The organism is Nocardioides pyridinolyticus (assembly GCF_054653575.1).
Genome location: NZ_BAAIFY010000042.1, coordinates 1 through 16,605, shown reverse-complemented (window position 1 = coordinate 16,605; position 16,605 = coordinate 1). Strand labels below are relative to the sequence as shown.

Genomic DNA, 16,605 nt, shown 5'->3' with positions numbered 1-16,605 from the left:
CCGGGCGCCCGGTCGGCAGAGAGGGCAGGCATGCTAGAGCAGTTCGAGATCGGAGCCGACACCGGGATCACCGTCGTGCTGACCACGGTGGGCATCTACCTCACCTTCATCGTGCTGGTCCGGCTGACAGGGCCGCGAAGCCTCACCGGGACCTCGAGCTTCGACGTGGCGTGCGTGCATCGTGGCCTTCGGCGCCGTCATCGGGCGCACGGCGTTGCTCGCGGAGCCCCGACCCTCGTGATCGGGGTGCTGGCGCTCCTCACCTTCTTCGTCCTGCAAGGGGGCCCTCGGCGGGCCCCGCCGCTTCTCGCCGATCGACCGTCTCGTCAACGGTGCGGGTCCCGTCGTCCTGGTCCGGGACGGCCTGCTAAAGCCCGAGCCGTTGCGCCCCGCGCACGTGACCGAGGACGACCTCCGCAGGCCCTGCGCCACAAGGGGTTGCACTCCTTGGAGGACGCGGCGTAAGTCGTGCTGGAGCGCAACGGGACCTGGAGCGTTATCGCAGCGGCGGAGCCCCTGTTGGATCACTGGCTCGTCGGCGACCTCGACCACGCCGGCCGATGAGCAGCGGCCGTCAGTCCAGCCCTGTGACCTCGAGCCCGGCGAGGACGCAGGCCTCGTCGACGTCCGAGGTGTCACCACTGACACCGACGGCGCCGAGCAGGTTCTCGTCGGAGTCGTGGATCAGCACGCCACCGGCAGCCGGCGCCAGCCTCCCGTCGGTCAGCGCGGCGAGGGAGGAGAAGAACGTCGGCTGCTTCTCGGCCCGCTGGGCGATGGCGCGCGAGGACATCCCCATGCCGAGCGCACCGTACGCCTTGGCGGTGGCGATCTCGATCCGCAAGATCCCGGCGCCGTCCTCGCGCTTCACCACGACGGGGTGACCGCCGGGGTCGAGGACGACGACGGCGAGGGGCGCGGCGCCCGTGGACCGGGCGTGCTGCAGCGTGGCGTCGGCGATGGCGTCGGCTTGGGCGAGGGTCACGCCGGTCACGACCGGCCCTCCTGGCGCAGCACCTCGAGCAGTGCCGCGGCGTCGGCGTCGGCCCAGCCGGTCTTGACCGCCTTGTCGTAGAGCGGGAGTGTCGCGTCGAGCACCGGCGTGGGTACGTCGACCGCCGCGGCCAGCTCCTGGACCAGCGAGACGTCCTTGACGAACATCGACACCCGCGCGGTCGCGGGGCGGTAGGCGCCGTCGACCATGAACTTCCCGCGCTTGTCGAAGATCACCGAACCACCCGCGCCCTCGCGCACCGTCTCGTAGAGGACGGCCGGGTCGAGGCCCGCGGCGACACCGAGCGCGAAGGCCTCCGCCGTCGAGGCGTTGTGGATCGAGACCAGCAGGTTGGCGACCAGCTTCATCGTCGTGCCGTTGCCGAAGAAGCCGACGTGGCGCACCGACCTCGCGAAGGCCTCCATGACCGGCCGTGCGCGCTCGAAGGCCGCCTCGTCGCCGCTGCCGAGCACCACCAGGTCGCGCTCGCGCGCCTGCGCACCAGTGCCGCTCAACGGGCAGTCGAGCAGCGTGGCACCCGCCGCGGCGAGCACGTCGTGGCACTCCTGCTTCACCTTCACCGACAGGGTCGACGTCTCCACCACGACCAGCCCGGCCGGCCCGGCGGAGGCGATCTCCCGGCACACCTGCACGGCGGCCTCGGGGGAGGGGAGCGAGGTGACGACGACGTCGGACTCCCGCGCCACCGAAGCCGCGTCCGGCGCGGCGCGGCCACCACGGCCGACCAGCTCCTCGACGGCGGCGTCCACGACGTCACGCCCGACCACGTCGAACTCGGCGGCCACCAGGTGGGCGGACATCGCCGAGCCCATGATCCCGAGTCCGACGACCCCGACGGTGGTGACCTCTGAGGGCAGGTCGCCACTGCGGGGCGCCGCCGTCTCCGTCTGCGCTGTCTCCATCAGGCCACCGTAGGGCGGGGGGTGCCGGAAGCCTTGTCGGCCGACGTCAGTCCGCGGCCGTCGTACTGCTGGAGGACGGGAGTGCAGGGGAGGGACGGCGCAGCACCAGGTCGCACGCGATGCGGACGTCGGGCTGGTCGAGCCGGAGCCCGGAGACGGCGGCGATCCGCTCCAACCGGTGGCGGGCCGTGGTGACGTGCACGCCGAGCTGTCGCGCCGTGGCCGAGGCGCTGCCACAGCAGGCGAGGAAGGCCCGCAACGTCCGCTCCAGCTCTCCGCCGCTGTCGACCTGCCGGAGCCGCTCCAGCCCGCTCAGCCGGACGTCGACCGGCAGTGCAGCCACCACGTCGGCGACCAGCACCTCGGCCTCCACGTCGCCGTACGCGACGAAACTGCCGTCGTGTGGTGCCACCACCGTGGCCGCGGACGCCTCGTCGCGGAGCCGGGGGAGGACGGCGAGCCCGGTGCCGACCGAGCTAACCGCGACCCGGATGCTCCGCAGCGGGCCGTTCCCGGCGAGCCGGACGACCTCCTGCCCGAGCCGCGCAGCCGTCTCCTCGCGCTCGTCGGGCCGCAGGGCCACCACCGCTAGAGCGCCGTGGCCACGCGCGGTGAGGGCGGGGGGCCGGTGGAACGACTCGAGGCAGAGCCGGAGGTGCTCCAGCAGCCGAGCGCCGACGCCCTCCGTCGGGTCCACGAACGGGCCGGCCGCCGACAGGACGACGAACCGGCCGTCCCGCTCGAAGCCCAGCCGGTCGGCGGCGGCGGGAGCGCCCGGGAGGCCGTCGAGCAGTGCCGAGGCGAGGCGGGAGCGGTGCTCCTCCTCGGCGTCGAGCCGCTCGAGGTGGCGGACCAGCGCGGGGGTCGCCTCGTCCACGGCGCGGCGCAGAGCGCTGGCGGCGCCGTCGCCGAGCGGGTGCTCTCCCTCGGCCACCCACGCGAAGCCGAGCAGCCGGTCACGGGCACGGAAGGCTGTGATCAGCCGGCGGCGGGCCTCCCACGGTCCGGCGCGCAGGTCGACGACGTCTGCCGTACGACGGAGCCGGTCCATGCTGCCGGTCTCGGTGAGGTGCTCGAACCACGCCTCGGGGATGCGTCGGCCGAGGATCGCCTCGGCCCGCCCGCGGTCCATCGGCCCCACGAAGGCGGAGTAGCCGAGCACCCGGAACGACGAGTCCTCGACGATGACAGGGCCGCCCACGGCCGCCGCGATCCCGTCCGCGATGTCGAACGGCGGGGCGGACTCTCCGATCGATGCACTCACCGGCGTAAAGATACTCCGAAAGGAGCGGTGTGCCGCGCGTCACCCGGCCTAGATTGTCCGGGACCGACGTCAAGCGGCCGCCCGAGGGGCGGGCCCGAACCAGAAGGGAGCGACGGCGTGCAGCTCGTCGACCTGTCACAGGACATCTACCAGGGGATGCAGGTCTACCCCGGTCACCTCAAGACGGTGGTATTCGACCACGCCTCGCACGAGGAGACCAGCCTCCGGTTCGAGGGCGGGTTCTCGTTCCAGACCAAGGGGTTCATGATCAACGACAACGGGCCCACGCACGTGGACTCGTTCTCCCACCTCGACCCGGACCCGTCGGCCGAGACCATCGACCAGATGTCACTCGACCTCTTCTACGGCCCCGCGACCTGCCTCGACGTCTCGCATGTCGCCGCCCACCAGGACATCACCGCCGAGCATCTCGACGCCGCACAGGAGTCGGCCGGGGTCACCGTGGAGCGCGGCGACATCCTGCTCCTGCACACCGGCACGCACGGCCGGTACGCCGGCCAGCCGGAGTACCTCAGCGAGTTCCCCGGCCTCGGGGAGTCGGGCAGCGAGTGGATCGTGGAGCACGGGGTCAAGACCTTCGGTGTCGACAGCCCGACCCCGGACAACCCCACCAGCAAATACTACCCGTGCCACATGATGTGCCGCCGCCACCACATCACCCACTACGAGAACCTGACGAACCTCGACAAGCTGATCGGCAAGCGGTTCGCGTTCGTCGGCTTCCCGCTGAAGGTGATCGGCGCCCACGGTGGCCCGACCCGTGCGGTCGCCCTGCTCGACGCATGAGCACGTCGTCGACGCCCTTCCCCGGTGACCGGGTCGCCGGCCGCACCGCCCTGGTGACCGGCGCCGGCAACGGCCTCGGGCGCACCATCACCCTGGCGCTCGCCGCACGCGGCGCCAGGGTGGTGGCGGTCGGCCGGACCGAGGAGCGGCTCCAGCAGGTCGCGTCGGAGGCCGAGGGGCTGCCCGGCAGCGTCCGGGTGGCGACCGCGGACGTCTCCGACCCGGCCAGCGTTGCTGCGCTCGCCGAGTCGCTCACCGACGAGACCGTGGAGATCCTGGTCAACAACGCCGGCGTCCCCGGGCCCGTCGCCCCCCTGGTCGACATCGAGCCGGACGAGTGGGACGACGTCTTCGCGATCAACGTCCGGGGGATCTACCTGATGTGCCGGGCCTTCCTTCCCGCGATGGTCGACCGCGGCGCGGGCGACGTCATCAACCTGGCGTCCGTGAGCGGCAAGCGGCCGCTGACCCGGCGCACGCCGTACACCGCCTCGAAGATGGCCGTGATCGGGCTGACCACGACCCTCGCCCACGAGGTGGGTCCCGCCGGCGTCACGGTGAACTGCCTGTCGCCGGGGCCCGTGGACGGGCCGCGGATGCAGCGGAACTTCCGGCTCGAGGCCGAGCGCACCGGCACGACGTACGAGGAGGCCGAGGAGGCCTACGTCTCCCGGGCCGCCTTCCACCGGATGCTCACCGAGGACGAGGTGGCCGCGGCCGTGGTCGCCATGCTCCACATGCCGGGGCTCTGCGCGGCCGACATCGACCTGTCGGCCGGCATGGTGGCGCGCTAGGGCGTGTCTCCCTAGTTCAGCGGTGATTAGCTGATTTGGTGAGTGCATGTCTCGTGAACGGGTCCTTAGCGATGCTCAGTGGGAGCGGATCGCGTCGTTGATGCCGTCTTCGGATGGGGTGAAGTCGCGGCCGTTTCGTGACCACCGCCAGGTGGTCGAGGGCGTGATCTACCGCTTCCGCACGGGGATCGCGTGGCGTGATCTGCCGGCCTCGTTCGGTCCGTGGCAGACGATCTGGAAGCGACACCACCGGTTCTCGACCGACGGCACGTGGGACAAGATCCACGCTCGCCTGTTGGCCGAGGCCGATGCGGCGGGCGAGATCGACTGGATGGTCAGCGTGGATTCCACGATCAACCGCGCTCACCAGCACGCCACCAACGCGCGGCGTGTCGAGCAGCCGGTCGGTGACTCTCGGGCGGCACGTGCCGCGCGAGCCGCGGCCCGCACAGGGGGTTGAGTCGAACTACAAGAATCTGGTTCCGGGGGTCGAGCCGCTCGACCATGCGATCGGACGCTCCCGCGGAGGGTTGTCGACCAAGATCCACCAGCTCGTTGATGGCCACGGCCGCCCGCTCGCCATCGCTCTCACCGCCGGTCAGGCCGGCGACTCCACGATGCTGCAGCCGCTGCTGGCCCAGCTCGCCGTGGACCGGATCGGTCGCGGTCGACCGCGCACTCGCCCGGCCGCGGTCATCGGGGACAAGGCCTACTCCTCGCGGGGAAACCGCGCCGCGCTACGCAGCCGTGGGATCAAGGCCGTGATCCCGCAGCCCTCAGACCAGATCGCGCATCGCAAGCGACGCGGCTCGGCCGGCGGCAGGCCGCCGGCACTCGACGCGGAGGCGTACAAGGGCCGCAACGTGATCGAGCGATCCTTCAACGACCACAAGCAATGGCGAGGCATCGCCACCCGCTACGACAAGCTCGCCACGACCTACCGAGGTGCCGTCGTACTACGCGCCATCACCATCTGGCTCGCAACTTAGGAGACACGCCCTAGGCGGAGCGTCCGGCGAACGGACGTCGCGGCCCGGTCAGAGCGACCGGGCCGCCCCGCCTGGTTCATGGGCCAGCAGGTAGTCGAGGACCACCGCGTGCGACGACGCGAGGTGGTTGCGGGTGAACTCCGCAGCCGCTGTCGCGTCCTGCGCCTCCACCGCCCCGAGGATCTGGCGGTGCTCCTCCTGGAGGTGGGCCGCCTTCCCGACGACGTCTAGGTGGAAGTAGACGTAGCGGTCGGTGAGCCTGCGCAGCTGCTCCACCATCGCGATCATCCGGGGGCGGCCGGCGAGGGTGTAGATCTCGGCGTGGAAGGCGGCGTTGGTCTCCACCCAGGTGCTCGGGTCGATCGACGGGTCGTCCATCGCATCGAGGAGCCGGGTCATCCGCGTGATCCCCGCCCGTCCCACGCGAGGCACGGCGAGCCGGGTGGCGACAGGCTCCACGGCCTCCCGCAGCTCGTACAGCTCCTGCAGGTCCTCCACCGACAGCGGAGTCACCACCGCGGTGGAGCCACGCAACTCCAGCAGCCCCTCGGAGGCCAGCTGCTGAAGGGCGTCGCGGACCGGGATCCGGCTCACGCCGTACTCCTCGGCGACGCTCGACTGCGACAGGGCGGTGCCCGGGACCACGAGGCCGCTGGAGAGCCGCTCCCTGAGGTCCCGGGCGACGCGTGCGGCAGCGGACTCCTGGGTCACCCGAGCAGTCTCGCCCACCAGCATCGCCGTGCCTCCGTCAGCCCTCGCCGCGGCGCAGCGAGCCGACGACCAGCCGGTCGAGGCTGACCTCGAGCGCCTGCTCGTCGCCGAGGTCGCCGAAGACGCGGAGCATCTCCTTGATGTCGGCGTGCACGCGCGGGCTGCGGCCGCGGAGGTCCTCGACCATGTCGTCCACGCGCTTGGTCAGCGCGTCACGGCTGTCGACCACCTCGTTGAGCAGCCCCAGCTCCAGGGCACGGTCCGCGGGCAGCGGGGTGCCGGTCGCGGTGAGCCAGAATGCCTCGCGGCGGCCGACCACGCGGGGGAGCCAGGCGAGGACGAGCGCCGGCGCGAGACCGATGCCCACCTCGGGGAACCGGAACGTCGCCTCGCGCACGGCTACCGACACGTCGAAGGCTGCCACCAGCCCGACGCCGAACCCGGCCGCGTCACCCTGCACCTCGACCACCGTCACCAGCCGGGACCGGTTCACCGCCTTGGTCAGCCGCACCAGCGCCTCGGCCTCCGCGCGCACCTCGCCCGGCGCGGTCGCGGTGCTGCCGCGGTCACGGCCGAGGCAGAAGGCGTCGCCGGTGGCCCGCAGCCGGAGCACGTGCGCGCCCTCCGGCGGGTGCTCGAGGAGCGTCGCCAGGCGGCCGCACATCTCGATGCTGAACAGGTTCTCCGGCGGCCGCGAGAGCTCGGCCAGGATCACGCCGTCCTCGACGGGGTGGATGGTCAGGTCACTCATCAGTTCAGCCTTCCGGTCGCCTTGCCGCCGTACCAGTCGACGTCGTCGGACGCCGTACGCACGGTCACCGCACGGATGTGGGTGAAGTCGTGGAACGACTCCCAGCCGCCCTCGCGGCCGATGCCGCTCTCCTTGAGCCCGCCCCAGGGGGAAGCCGGGTCGAGCCGGTGGTGGTCGTTGACCCAGACCATCCCGGCCTCCAGCCGGGCGGCCACGCGGTGCGCCCGGGCGACGTCGCGGGTCCAGATCGCCGATCCCAGGGCGAACGGCGAGTCGTTGGCGATCGCGACCGCCTCCTCCTCGTCGTCGAAGGGGATCACGACGACCACGGGGCCGAAGATCTCCTCACGGGCGACGGCCATGTCGTTGGTGACGTCGGCCAGCACGGTCGGCTGGACGAAAAAGCCACCCTCGAGGCCGGAGACCTCGGCCGCGCCTCCTCCGGTGACCACGCGGGCGCCGGCGGCCACGCCTTCGGCGATTCGGCCCAGGATCCGGTCCCTGGCCCGCCTCGAGATCACCGGGCCGAGCTGCGTGGCCGGGTCGGTCGGGTCACCGATGCGGATCCCTTCCGCGACGGACTTGAGCGCGCCGAGGAACTCGTCGTGGATGCTGCGCTGCACCAGGAGACGGCTGCCGGCGATGCAGGTCTGCCCGGCGCCGATGAAGCCGCCGAAGGCCGCCCCGCGCGCGGCGACGTCGACCGGGGTGTCGTCGAAGATCAGCACAGGCGACTTGCCGCCGAGCTCGAGGGTGGTCTTGGCGAACCGGGTCGCGGCCGCGACGGCGATGGAGCGCCCCGGCTCGGTGCCACCGGTGAACACGACCTTCTTCACCAGCGGGTGCTCGGTGAGCGCCGCGCCGACCACCGGGCCGAGCCCGTTCACGACGTTGAGCACGCCGTCGGGGATCCCGGCCTCGTGCGCGATGTCCGCCAGTAGGAACGCCGTGAGCGGTGTCTGCTCGGACGGCTTCAGAACCACCGAGTTGCCGGTCGCCAGCGCCGGGGCGAGCGACTTCGACGCGATCATCATCGGGTGGTTGAAGGAGGCCAGGATCGTGACCACGCCCAGGGGCAGCCTGGTCGTGTACGAGTGGTAGGGCCCGGGCATCGGGGCGACGGCGTCGCGGTCGGCGAGGAGCAGCGAGGCGTTGTAGCGGTACCACTCCGGCAGCCGGGTGATCTGCGCCTTCGTCTCGGTCAGCGGCCGGCCGTTGTTGGCGGTCTCCAGGCGGTAGAGGTCGTCCATCCGCGCGGCGATCCCGTCGGCGAACCGGTGCAGGATGTGGGAGCGCTCGTGGATGGACATCCGGCTCCACACGCCCGAGTCGAACGTCTCCTGGGCGACGCGGACCGCGTCCTCGACGTCGGCCTGGCTGGCGCTGTCGGCGACGGCGAGGACCTCGCCGATCGCGGGGTTGACGACGTCGAGACCGGGGCCGCGGCCGGGGACGACGCGTCCGCCGATGCGCAGGCCGGTGGGGAGGGAGCCGGTCGAGAGGCTCACCTCGGGGCGGGTCTGGGTCGTTGTCATGGTACTCGCTCCTTGGTATACACGACATCGTGACCGTATATGGCAAGGTGGACGACGTCAACCGCCCGCGCGTGGCCCTCCTGGGGACCGGGCTCATGGGCGCGGGCATGGCCCGCAACATCGCGGCGGCAGGGCTGCCGCTCGCAGTCTGGAACCGGTCGCCGGAGCGCGCCGCCCCGCTGGCGGAGGCCGGAGCCAGGGTGGCCGCCGACGTCGCCGAAGCCGTCGGTGAGGCCGACGTCGTGGTGACGATGCTCTGGGACGCCGACGTGGTGGCGACGGTGCTCCGCGAGGGGAGGGGCTCCTTCGCCGAGGGGGCGGTCCTGCTGCAGACCAGCACCGTCGGGGTGGACGGCTGCGCCGCCCTGCGCGAGGTCGCCGCGGAGCTCGGCCTGCGGTACGTAGACGCGCCGGTGCTCGGCACCAAGCACCCGGCCGAGCAGGGCACCCTGGTCGTCCTGGCCTCCGGCCCGGACGACACCCGCCCGGTCGTGGACCCCGTGCTCGAGACCATCGGCTCACGCACGTTGTGGCTCGGTGACGCGGGTGACGCAGCCTCCCGGCTGAAGCTGGCGGCCAACGCCTTCATCGTCAACGTGACCGCGGCGATGGCGGAGTCGATGGCGATCACCGGCGCGCTCGGCCTCGAGCCGGCGCTCTTCCTCGAGGCGATCCGCGGCGGCCCGCTCGACTCGCCGTTCGTCGGCGCCAAGGGCAGGATGATGGCCGCCGGGGAGTACGCGGCCTCCTTCGCCGTGGACGGCGGGTTGAAGGACGCCCGGTACATCGTGGCCGCGGCCGGGGAGGCGGCGCCGCTGACCGCGGTGACGGCCGAGCGGCTCGAGGCCGCCTCCGAGGCCGGCCACGGCGACCACGACATCGCCGCGCTCGCGCATTCCGTCCACGACGCGCAGCCGGGGCCGACCGGGCCCCAGAAGGATTGACGGCCCGTGTCATTCGACGTTGAGAGATTCACCCTCGGCGCCAGTGCCCGGACACGGATCCCGTACGAGACTGCCGGGACGCCAGGCAGATCGTCCTGCGCGACGGACAGGAAGCGAGAGCACAGCCGTGAGACTTGGCTACTTTTCCATGCCACTGCACCCGCTCGGCCGGACCTGGGCCGAGACCCTCGAGGAGGACCGCAACGCCGTCATCCTGGCGGACCAGCTGGGGTTCCACGACGCGTTCATCGGGGAGCACCTCACCGACCAGCACGAGAACATAACCAACAGCCTGCTGTTCCTCGCGACGCTGATCTCCGACACCCAGCAGATCAAGCTCGCCACCGGGACCACGAACCTGTCCCAGCAGCACCCGGTCCTCGTGGCCGCGAACTCGGCGATGTTCGACCACCTCAGCAACGGCCGGTTCATCCTCGGGATCAGCCCCGGAGCCCTTACCTCGGACGCCGAGGCGCTGGGAATCCTCGCGGAGGACCGGAACAAGATGTTCGCCGAGGCGATCGACGTGATCCTGAAGATCTGGGAGCTCGACGCGCCGTACGACATCGACCTGCCGGACAACCGGTTCAAGGTGACCACCGCGAGCACGATGGACCTCGACTTCGGCGTGGGCATCCTGCCGAAGCCGCTGCAACAGCCGCGTCCCGAGGTCGTCGGCACCGTCGTGGCGCCGTTCTCCAAGGGGGTCATCGCGATGGGGCAGCGGGACTTCCACGCGCTGTCGGCGAACTTCCTGCTCCCGCAGTGGGTCAAGACCCACTGGCCCAACTACGTGCAGGGCAAGGAGGCGGCCGGTGAGGTCGCCGACCCGTCCGACTGGCGCATCGCCCGGACGGTGTTCGTGGGCGACGACCCTGCGGTCGCCGAGGCTTATGGCCGCGACGACGAGAACAGCCCGTACCGCTTCTACTACTCGCAGATGCTGAAGAAGATGCGGAAGCTCGGCCGCCTCGAGCTCTTCAAGACCCACCGCGAGCAGCCGGACGAGGAGGTCACCCTCGACCACGTCCTCGACAAGCTCGTCATCACCGGCACCCCGCAGTCGGTGACCGAGCAGATCCTCGCCTTCCGCGAGGAGGTCGGCGAGTTCGGTGAGCTCGTGTACGCCGGCCTCGACTGGGTCGACCCGACGCTGGCCCGCCGCTCGATGGAGCTGATGGCGCAGAAGGTCATGCCGGAGGTCAACGCGGCGCTGGGGTCCCAGGCGTGACCGACCGGCTCCCGCTGCCACCCGAGGAGCAGCTGACCGACGGCCAGCGCGCAGCGGCGGCCCGGATCGCCTCCGGGCCGCGCGGGGCGCTGTTCGGCCCGTTCGTGCCTCTCCTGCGGAGCCCCGAGCTGATGACCCGGCTCCAGCTGGTCGGCGAGTACCTCCGGTTCGACAGCGTGCTCGACGGCGACCTCGTGGAGCTCGTGATCCTGCACGTCGCCCGCACCTGGGACCAGGACTTCGAGTTCGGGTTCCACCAGCCGCTGGCGCTCGAGGCAGGGCTGCCCGAGGACGTGGTCGACGCCGTCGCGCGGGGCGCCCGCCCCGTCGGGGGCCGGGCCGAGGTCGGCCTCGTGGTGGCCCTCCTCGACGAGCTCCACGCCACCCGCCAGGTCTCCGACTCGACGTACGACGCCGCGGTCGCCGCACTGGGCGAGGAGAAGGTGGTCGAGGTGGTCGGCACGGCCGGCTACTACACGACCCTGGCGATGACGATGAACGTCGCCCGCACGCCACCGCCCGAGGACGCCCCTCGGCTGCCTGCGCGGGAGGACGCATGACCGGGACACCTGTGGTGCTGCTCCACCCGCTCGGCGTGGACCACCGGTTCTGGGGGCCGTTGCGGGAGGCGCTGCCCCCGTCCTTCGGCGACGTCGTCGTGCCCGACCTGCCCGGGCACGGCGACGCCGCGCTGCCGCCGGAGAACCCCACGGTCGAGGACTTCGCCGACGTCGTTGAGAAGGAGCTCGGCGGCTACGACCGAGTCCACGTCGTCGGCGTCTCGCTCGGCGGCCTCGTCGGCCAGGTGCTCGCGGCCCGGCGGCCGGAGCTGGTCGAGCGGCTGGTTGTCGCCGACGCCGTCGCGGTCTACCCGGAGCCCATGCAGCAGATGTGGCGCGACCGCGCCGCCACGGTGCGCCGGGGCGGGCTGGAGCCGGTCATCGAGGGGATGGAGCAGCTCTGGTACTCCGACGGCTTCCGCCGTGAGGACGAGGAGCACGTCTCCGCGATGCGACGGGTGCTGCTCGAGAACGACCCAGAGGGCTACGCGCGCACCTGCGAGGCGCTGGCCACCGCGGACCTCTCGGAGGCGGTGAGGTCGGTCAAGGCTCCCGTGCTCGTGCTGTGCGGTCGCGAGGACGCGCCGCCGTTCCAGCACGCCGTGCAGTGGTTCACCGACAACCTGGCGGACGTCAGGGCTGAGTGGCTGCCCGGCGGGCACGCCACCGCCTACGAGAACCCCGAGCCGTTCGCGGACGCCCTGGTGAGGTTCCTCGTCTGAACGGCTGACCCTCTTGGGCTCAGCCCCCGGCCCGCACCGGCTCGACGAGGCCGGTGCGGGCCGACCTCGTGATCGCCTCGAAGGTGTCGACGTTCGCCAGCATCTCGTCGTACGACACCGGGTAGCCCGCCTCGCCCGCAACCGCGCGCGCGAAGGCCTCGATGTTGTCGCGGACGGTCGGGTGCGGGGGAGCGAAGGTGGTCTCCGGCTCGCCTCCCCGGTGGACGGTGGTGACGTCCCAGCCGCGGGGGAGCTCGGGGTGGTTCCGGTCGCGGATCTCCATCCAGCCCTCGGAGCCGAGGACGGTCACCCGGCCGACGAACGGCGTGGTGAGGATGGCCGTGATCATCGCGGTGCGGCCCTTCTCGAAGCCCATCGTGATGGTGAGGGTGTCCCCGTTCTCGAAGGTCGTCGCCTGGGTCGCCAGGCGGGCCCACACCTCGGTGGGGCGGCCGAGCACGGCGATCGCGAGGTCGACCAGGTGGATGCCGGTGGCCGACAGCGGTCCGACGGGCGCGTGCTCGCTCGAGAGCCGCCAGTTGTCGGGCGGCAGGTCGAGGAACTTGTCCTGGCTGAAGTTGCCCTCGAAGACGAGGGGGGTGCCGAGCTCGCCGTTGCCGCACATCTCGCGCAGCCGCTGGACGGAAGGCTCGAACCGGCGCTCGTGGCCGATGCCGAGCTGGACGCCGGCCTGCCGGACGGCGGCGATGGCGGCCCGCGCCTCGTCGCCGGTGGTGGTGAGCGGCTTCTCGCAGAAGACGTGCTTGCCCGCTCGCGCCGCGGCCACGATCTGCTCGGCGTGGAACCGGTGCGGCGAGCACAGGACGACCGCCTCCACGGCCTCGTCCGCGAGCGCCTTGTCCAGGGTCGCGGCCGTTCGGACGCCGCGGTCGGCGACCCGCCGGCGCGCGCACTCGTCGACGTCGACGCCGAGCACGACCTCGACCCGGTCGCTATCGCTGAGGTCGGACACGATCTTCTGGCCCCACCATCCGAGGCCCACGACAGCTGTCTTCACCACCCTGGAAGTGAAGCCGCCGCGACGGGGGCAAGGGACTGTCCCGCAGCGTGAAATTCGCCCCCGCGACTGCCGGATTCCGTCAGTGTCGCCGGGCTGTCGTCGCTCCGCGGGGCCGTGCCTGCAGCGTCCTTACGGGCCACGGGACCGCCGGGACCGGACATTGACGGTCTGCGTGAGTGCCTCGGGTTGCTCGCGGTTTGTTCAATGAGGGTCCCCCTTGACGACGCTCGGGACCCGGCGAGGCTCGCCGCTGGTCCCGGCCCACCCTGGAGGTGCTCCATGGAGCCGCTCACCACCAGCACTCCGCCCGCCGTGGAGCCGGCTCACTTCCGGCACGTCGTGGGCCACCTGGCCAGCGGGGTCACGGTCATCACCACGGAGGTGGAGGGCAAGCGCCACGGGATGACCGCGAGCTCGGTGACCTCGCTGTCGCTCGAGCCGCCGATGATGCTTGTCTGCCTGAACCGGAAGGTCCCGACGGCGGGGGCGGTGGAAGCGGCGGGCAAGTACGTCGTCAACATCCTCGGCGAGGGCCAGGGCGAGCTGGCCAGCCAGTTCGCGGCTCCTAGCAACGACAAGTTCCGGTGCGTCGCCGTGAGCACCGGGACGACGGGGCTTCCGCTCCTGGGCGATGCTCTCGCCCACATCGAGTGCGAGGTCGTCGAGACCGTCGTCGGCGGGACGCACACCATCTTCCTTGGCCGCGTCGTGTCGGCGACCGCCGGCGACGGCCAGCCACTCACTTACTTCCGTGGCGGCTTCGGCCGCTTCGAGTTCGCGCGTGCCGACGAGATCTACGGACGTGCCCGTGAGCTGGTCTTGAGCCGGGTCTTCCCTGCGGACCACGCCTTCGCCGTCGAGGACCTGGCGCGACAGCTCGAGGTCGACCCGACGGCCGCGTTCTACGCCCTCACCCGGCTCACCTCGGACCGGCTGGTCCGCCGCGATCCCGAACGGGGTTACGTGATCGCACCGTTCGACGTGCGGACCTCCGACGAGACTTTCGACGCCCGGCTCGCGATCGAGCTCGGCGTGATCCGGCTGGCGATGCCGCGGGTCACCGAGGAGGAGCTCCGGGAGCTGCGCCGACGGTTCGACGAGATGGCGGGGCTCCTGGTGGGGGACCGGTTCGTCGACTTCCACGGATACCTCGACGCCAACTACTCCTTCCACGAGCACCTCGTGTCGTTGGCGCACAACCCGCTGCTCACCTCGACGTTCGGCCGGCTGAGCATCAAGAGCGTGATGACCCGTTCGTTCGGTTCGACACCCGTGACGTCTCAGAAGTTCGTGGAGGTGCAGGGGCGTATCGTGGAGGCGTTCGAGCGGCGCGACGCGGATGCGGCGGAGAGCGCCGCGGCCGACTACTGTGCCGCAGCCAAGGAGCGGGTGCGCGAGATCCTCGCCGCGGCGAGATCCTTGGTGAAGTAGCCGATGTCGAGGTGAACGAGCGCAGAAACGTGCCCAGGGTCGAGGGCGCTCGGATCCCGGCGAACAACCGGCTCATCCCGCCGTGGCGGAGCAGGTCGAGATCATCGATCGAGTCTGCACCCGCGAGCATCCCGCCGACCACCGCAGGCCGTCTTCGCGGCCGCGTTGGGCGATGGCACCGTCAATCCGGCGAGCAGGTCGTACCAGCCGGCCGCTTCGGCCAGCCGCAACGCGGGGACCAGGCCCGCGGTCGACACCAGGTTCGGGTCATCGAACACAGGCCGGATCGTGTGGGAAGGTTTGTCGGGTAGCCCGAGCGCATTGCTGCCCCGGGCCCCCTCAGAACCGGACGTGCGGCTTTCACCGCATCCGGCTCAAGCAAGTCCCGCGGGCGTCTATCCTGTTTTCGCTGGACCCCGCTGCCGTTGTTGACGTGCTCGGCAGTCGGTGTGCATGAGGCGCGTGGTCTGATCGTCGCCGAGAGCCTCGCCCAGGACGAGGGCGGTCTGGCGTAGTGCCTTCGTCAGGGTCCGGGTCCACTGCTCCCATTCCTGCGGGGATTGTGGCCCATGGTCGGCGTGCAGCAGCGGCGTTCCGCAGACGGGGCAGCGTCCTCGCTGCCGAAGCAGCAGGGAGGCGGTGCGCCCGCCGAGTCGCGCTGTGCCTTGCGTCGCCGCGAGGCCCAGTACCAGTCAAGGGCGGGGTCGTCGGGAGACGCGGTGCCCATGACCATTGTGTGGCGAACGATCTTCGTCCAGGCGAACTGCCGCAGGTAGATGCCGCTGTCGCGGTCACCGAAGACCCAACGGTCCTTTCTGGACGAGTTGAACATGCCGAGGTAGCGGTCAACGACCCAGTTCCTCGACTTGTTCGGGTGGGCGCGTAGCGCCCACCGGTAGAGACGTCCCCACATGTAGTGATCGATCGCGGAGAACACCTCCTTTGAGACCACGCCCGGTAGTAGGCGGCCCAGCCCCGGATGATCGGGTTGAGCCTGCGGATCACCGCGATGGCGTTGCTCCCGTTGAGGGAGCGCACCTCGGCGGCGAGCCGACTCCGGATGCGCCTCACGGCCGCTTGGCTGGGTTTGATCAGCAGCTTGCCGTCGTAGCGACGGACGTTGAACCCCAGGAAGCCGAAGCCCCGCTCGACGTGGACGATGTGTGTCTTGTCCTCGTTGAACGCGAGCCCCCTCGGGGCTAGCCACCCAGCCAGCCGGTGCCGGACCTGTTCTGCCTGATCCTTGGTGTGACACATGACGACGAAGTCGTCGGCGTATCGCACCAGCACCGGGGAGTCCCTTGCCACGTGCGCGCCCTGAGGGTCGCGGCGTGTGTATCGGACTCCGGCGGCTTCTTCCATCCCGTGCAGCGCGATGTTGAGCAGCATCGGGCTGACCACTTCGCCCTGAGGAGTTCCCTCCTCGGTCGGTGCGAACCGGCCCCTCTCGATCACCCCGGCCGCCAGCCAGCCGGCGACCATTCCCCTTGCGGGGAACGTCCCGAGATGGTTCAGCAACCGGTCGTGATCGATGTGGTCGAACGCTGCTGACAGGTCCGCGTCGAGCACCCACTGCCTCTTGGAGGATCGACCCTTCAGGGTCCAGTAGATCGCTTCGATCGCGTCGTGACAGCCCCGCCCGGGCCGGAATCCGTAAGAGCGCGGCTCGAACCGCGCCTCCCACTCCGGCTCCAGCGCATTGGCGACCCGGGCCTGTTGCACCCGGTCCCGCAGCACCGGATCCCCAGTGGCCGCTGCTTCCCATCCGCTTTCGGGATATAGACCCGCTTGACCGGTCGAGCCTGCCAAGGCGTCGTGTTCCGGTGGAGATCCACCGCCAACGCCGCCCTGTCCGGAGAAGTCAGCGCGACCTCACCATCGATGCCCGCCGTCTTGCGGCCAGCGTTGTGCTGCGTCACCCGCCGCAC

Annotated in this window: 15 protein-coding genes and 3 pseudogenes; 8 read left to right on the top strand and 10 right to left on the bottom strand. The window is 71.1% G+C overall.

All coding sequences use genetic code 11. The features are described 5' to 3' along the window. Positions 1-574 precede the first annotated feature (574 nt). From ACYQ0U_RS21755 to ACYQ0U_RS21745, 3 genes are read right to left on the bottom strand one after another with little or no spacing between them, the layout of a single operon-like run. Positions 575-994 carry a GlcG/HbpS family heme-binding protein gene (locus tag ACYQ0U_RS21755; protein WP_459975982.1) on the bottom strand — a complete coding sequence of 140 codons (420 nt, stop codon included), beginning with the start codon at positions 992-994 and terminating at the stop codon, positions 575-577. Continuing rightward, positions 991-1,917 carry an NAD(P)-dependent oxidoreductase gene (locus ACYQ0U_RS21750; RefSeq protein WP_459975981.1) on the bottom strand — a complete coding sequence of 309 codons (927 nt, stop codon included), beginning with the start codon at positions 1,915-1,917 and terminating at the stop codon, positions 991-993. The genes ACYQ0U_RS21755 and ACYQ0U_RS21750 overlap by 4 nt, the downstream gene beginning before the upstream one ends. 46 nt (positions 1,918-1,963) lie before the next feature. Further along, on the bottom strand, positions 1,964-3,181 hold the full coding sequence (locus ACYQ0U_RS21745) for a PucR family transcriptional regulator (protein ID WP_459975980.1): 1,218 nt from the start codon (positions 3,179-3,181) through the stop codon (positions 1,964-1,966). A 117-nt stretch (positions 3,182-3,298) separates the two neighbouring features. On the opposite strand from ACYQ0U_RS21745, the gene ACYQ0U_RS21740 reads away from it, so the two are divergent. The 3 genes and pseudogenes from ACYQ0U_RS21740 (at position 3,299) to ACYQ0U_RS21730 (ending at position 5,771) form a co-directional block, all read left to right on the top strand. Then, on the top strand, positions 3,299-3,988 hold the full coding sequence (locus ACYQ0U_RS21740) for a cyclase family protein (RefSeq protein ID WP_459975979.1): 690 nt from the start codon (positions 3,299-3,301) through the stop codon (positions 3,986-3,988). Further along, positions 3,985-4,782, top strand: coding sequence for an SDR family NAD(P)-dependent oxidoreductase (locus ACYQ0U_RS21735; protein WP_459975978.1), 798 nt, complete (start codon positions 3,985-3,987; stop codon positions 4,780-4,782). Before ACYQ0U_RS21740 ends, ACYQ0U_RS21735 begins: the two co-directional genes overlap by 4 nt. Positions 4,783-4,828: 46 nt before the next feature. Beyond that, positions 4,829-5,771: pseudogene (locus ACYQ0U_RS21730) on the top strand (IS5 family transposase). A 48-nt stretch (positions 5,772-5,819) separates the two neighbouring features. Here the strand turns inward: ACYQ0U_RS21730 and ACYQ0U_RS21725 are convergent. From ACYQ0U_RS21725 to ACYQ0U_RS21715, 3 genes are read right to left on the bottom strand one after another with little or no spacing between them, the layout of a single operon-like run. Beyond that, complete coding sequence (locus ACYQ0U_RS21725; protein WP_459975977.1) at positions 5,820-6,482, bottom strand: GntR family transcriptional regulator; 663 nt, start codon at positions 6,480-6,482, stop codon at positions 5,820-5,822. A gap of 37 nt (positions 6,483-6,519) precedes the next feature. Then, entirely contained in the window at positions 6,520-7,233 is a 714-nt protein-coding gene (locus ACYQ0U_RS21720) for an enoyl-CoA hydratase/isomerase family protein (RefSeq protein ID WP_459975976.1), read from the bottom strand. Beyond that, the gene (locus tag ACYQ0U_RS21715) at positions 7,233-8,768 is read right to left on the bottom strand and encodes an aldehyde dehydrogenase (protein ID WP_459975975.1); all 1,536 of its coding nucleotides are present in this window, start codon (positions 8,766-8,768) and stop codon (positions 7,233-7,235) included. Before ACYQ0U_RS21715 ends, ACYQ0U_RS21720 begins: the two co-directional genes overlap by 1 nt. 29 nt (positions 8,769-8,797) lie before the next feature. Between ACYQ0U_RS21715 and ACYQ0U_RS21710 the strand changes: the two genes are divergently transcribed. The 4 genes from ACYQ0U_RS21710 to ACYQ0U_RS21695 are packed head-to-tail and all read left to right on the top strand — an operon-like array spanning position 8,798 to position 12,225. Beyond that, a complete protein-coding gene (locus ACYQ0U_RS21710; protein ID WP_459975974.1) occupies positions 8,798-9,712 on the top strand; it encodes an NAD(P)-dependent oxidoreductase in 915 nt (304 codons plus the stop codon). 43 nt (positions 9,713-9,755) lie between these two features. Then, positions 9,756-10,943, top strand: coding sequence for an LLM class flavin-dependent oxidoreductase (locus ACYQ0U_RS21705; protein ID WP_459975973.1), 1,188 nt, complete (start codon positions 9,756-9,758; stop codon positions 10,941-10,943). Further along, a complete protein-coding gene (locus tag ACYQ0U_RS21700; protein ID WP_459975972.1) occupies positions 10,940-11,503 on the top strand; it encodes a carboxymuconolactone decarboxylase family protein in 564 nt (187 codons plus the stop codon). Before ACYQ0U_RS21705 ends, ACYQ0U_RS21700 begins: the two co-directional genes overlap by 4 nt. After that, positions 11,500-12,225: an alpha/beta fold hydrolase gene (locus tag ACYQ0U_RS21695; RefSeq protein WP_459975971.1), complete on the top strand. Its 726-nt coding sequence runs from the start codon at positions 11,500-11,502 to the stop codon at positions 12,223-12,225. Before ACYQ0U_RS21700 ends, ACYQ0U_RS21695 begins: the two co-directional genes overlap by 4 nt. A 19-nt stretch (positions 12,226-12,244) precedes the next feature. On the opposite strand, the gene ACYQ0U_RS21690 is transcribed toward ACYQ0U_RS21695, so the two are convergent. Beyond that, on the bottom strand, positions 12,245-13,246 hold the full coding sequence (locus ACYQ0U_RS21690; protein ID WP_459975970.1) for a Gfo/Idh/MocA family protein: 1,002 nt from the start codon (positions 13,244-13,246) through the stop codon (positions 12,245-12,247). Between the two features lie 279 nt (positions 13,247-13,525). On the opposite strand from ACYQ0U_RS21690, the gene ACYQ0U_RS21685 reads away from it, so the two are divergent. Beyond that, complete coding sequence (locus tag ACYQ0U_RS21685) at positions 13,526-14,677, top strand: flavin reductase (protein ID WP_459975969.1); 1,152 nt, start codon at positions 13,526-13,528, stop codon at positions 14,675-14,677. A 10-nt stretch (positions 14,678-14,687) separates the two neighbouring features. Here the strand turns inward: ACYQ0U_RS21685 and ACYQ0U_RS21680 are convergent. The 3 genes and pseudogenes from ACYQ0U_RS21680 to ACYQ0U_RS21670 all read right to left on the bottom strand — a co-directional run. Then, a pseudogene (locus ACYQ0U_RS21680) lies at positions 14,688-14,964 on the bottom strand (IS1380 family transposase); the annotation flags it as partial. Between the two features lie 236 nt (positions 14,965-15,200). Beyond that, positions 15,201-16,372, bottom strand: a pseudogene (locus ACYQ0U_RS21675) (reverse transcriptase domain-containing protein). Continuing rightward, complete coding sequence (locus ACYQ0U_RS21670; RefSeq protein ID WP_459975983.1) at positions 16,273-16,596, bottom strand: hypothetical protein; 324 nt, start codon at positions 16,594-16,596, stop codon at positions 16,273-16,275. The pseudogene ACYQ0U_RS21675 and the gene ACYQ0U_RS21670 overlap by 100 nt, the downstream one beginning before the upstream one ends. Positions 16,597-16,605: the final 9 nt, after the last annotated feature.

Coding starts and splice junctions, on each gene's coding strand:
- ACYQ0U_RS21750 (WP_459975981.1), bottom strand. CDS start 1,917: ATGGAGACAGCGCAGACGGAGACGGCGGCGCCCCGCAGTGGCGACCTG.
- ACYQ0U_RS21735 (WP_459975978.1), top strand. CDS start 3,985: ATGAGCACGTCGTCGACGCCCTTCCCCGGTGACCGGGTCGCCGGCCGC.
- ACYQ0U_RS21720 (WP_459975976.1), bottom strand. CDS start 7,233: ATGAGTGACCTGACCATCCACCCCGTCGAGGACGGCGTGATCCTGGCC.
- ACYQ0U_RS21715 (WP_459975975.1), bottom strand. CDS start 8,768: ATGACAACGACCCAGACCCGCCCCGAGGTGAGCCTCTCGACCGGCTCC.
- ACYQ0U_RS21695 (WP_459975971.1), top strand. CDS start 11,500: ATGACCGGGACACCTGTGGTGCTGCTCCACCCGCTCGGCGTGGACCAC.
- ACYQ0U_RS21685 (WP_459975969.1), top strand. CDS start 13,526: ATGGAGCCGCTCACCACCAGCACTCCGCCCGCCGTGGAGCCGGCTCAC.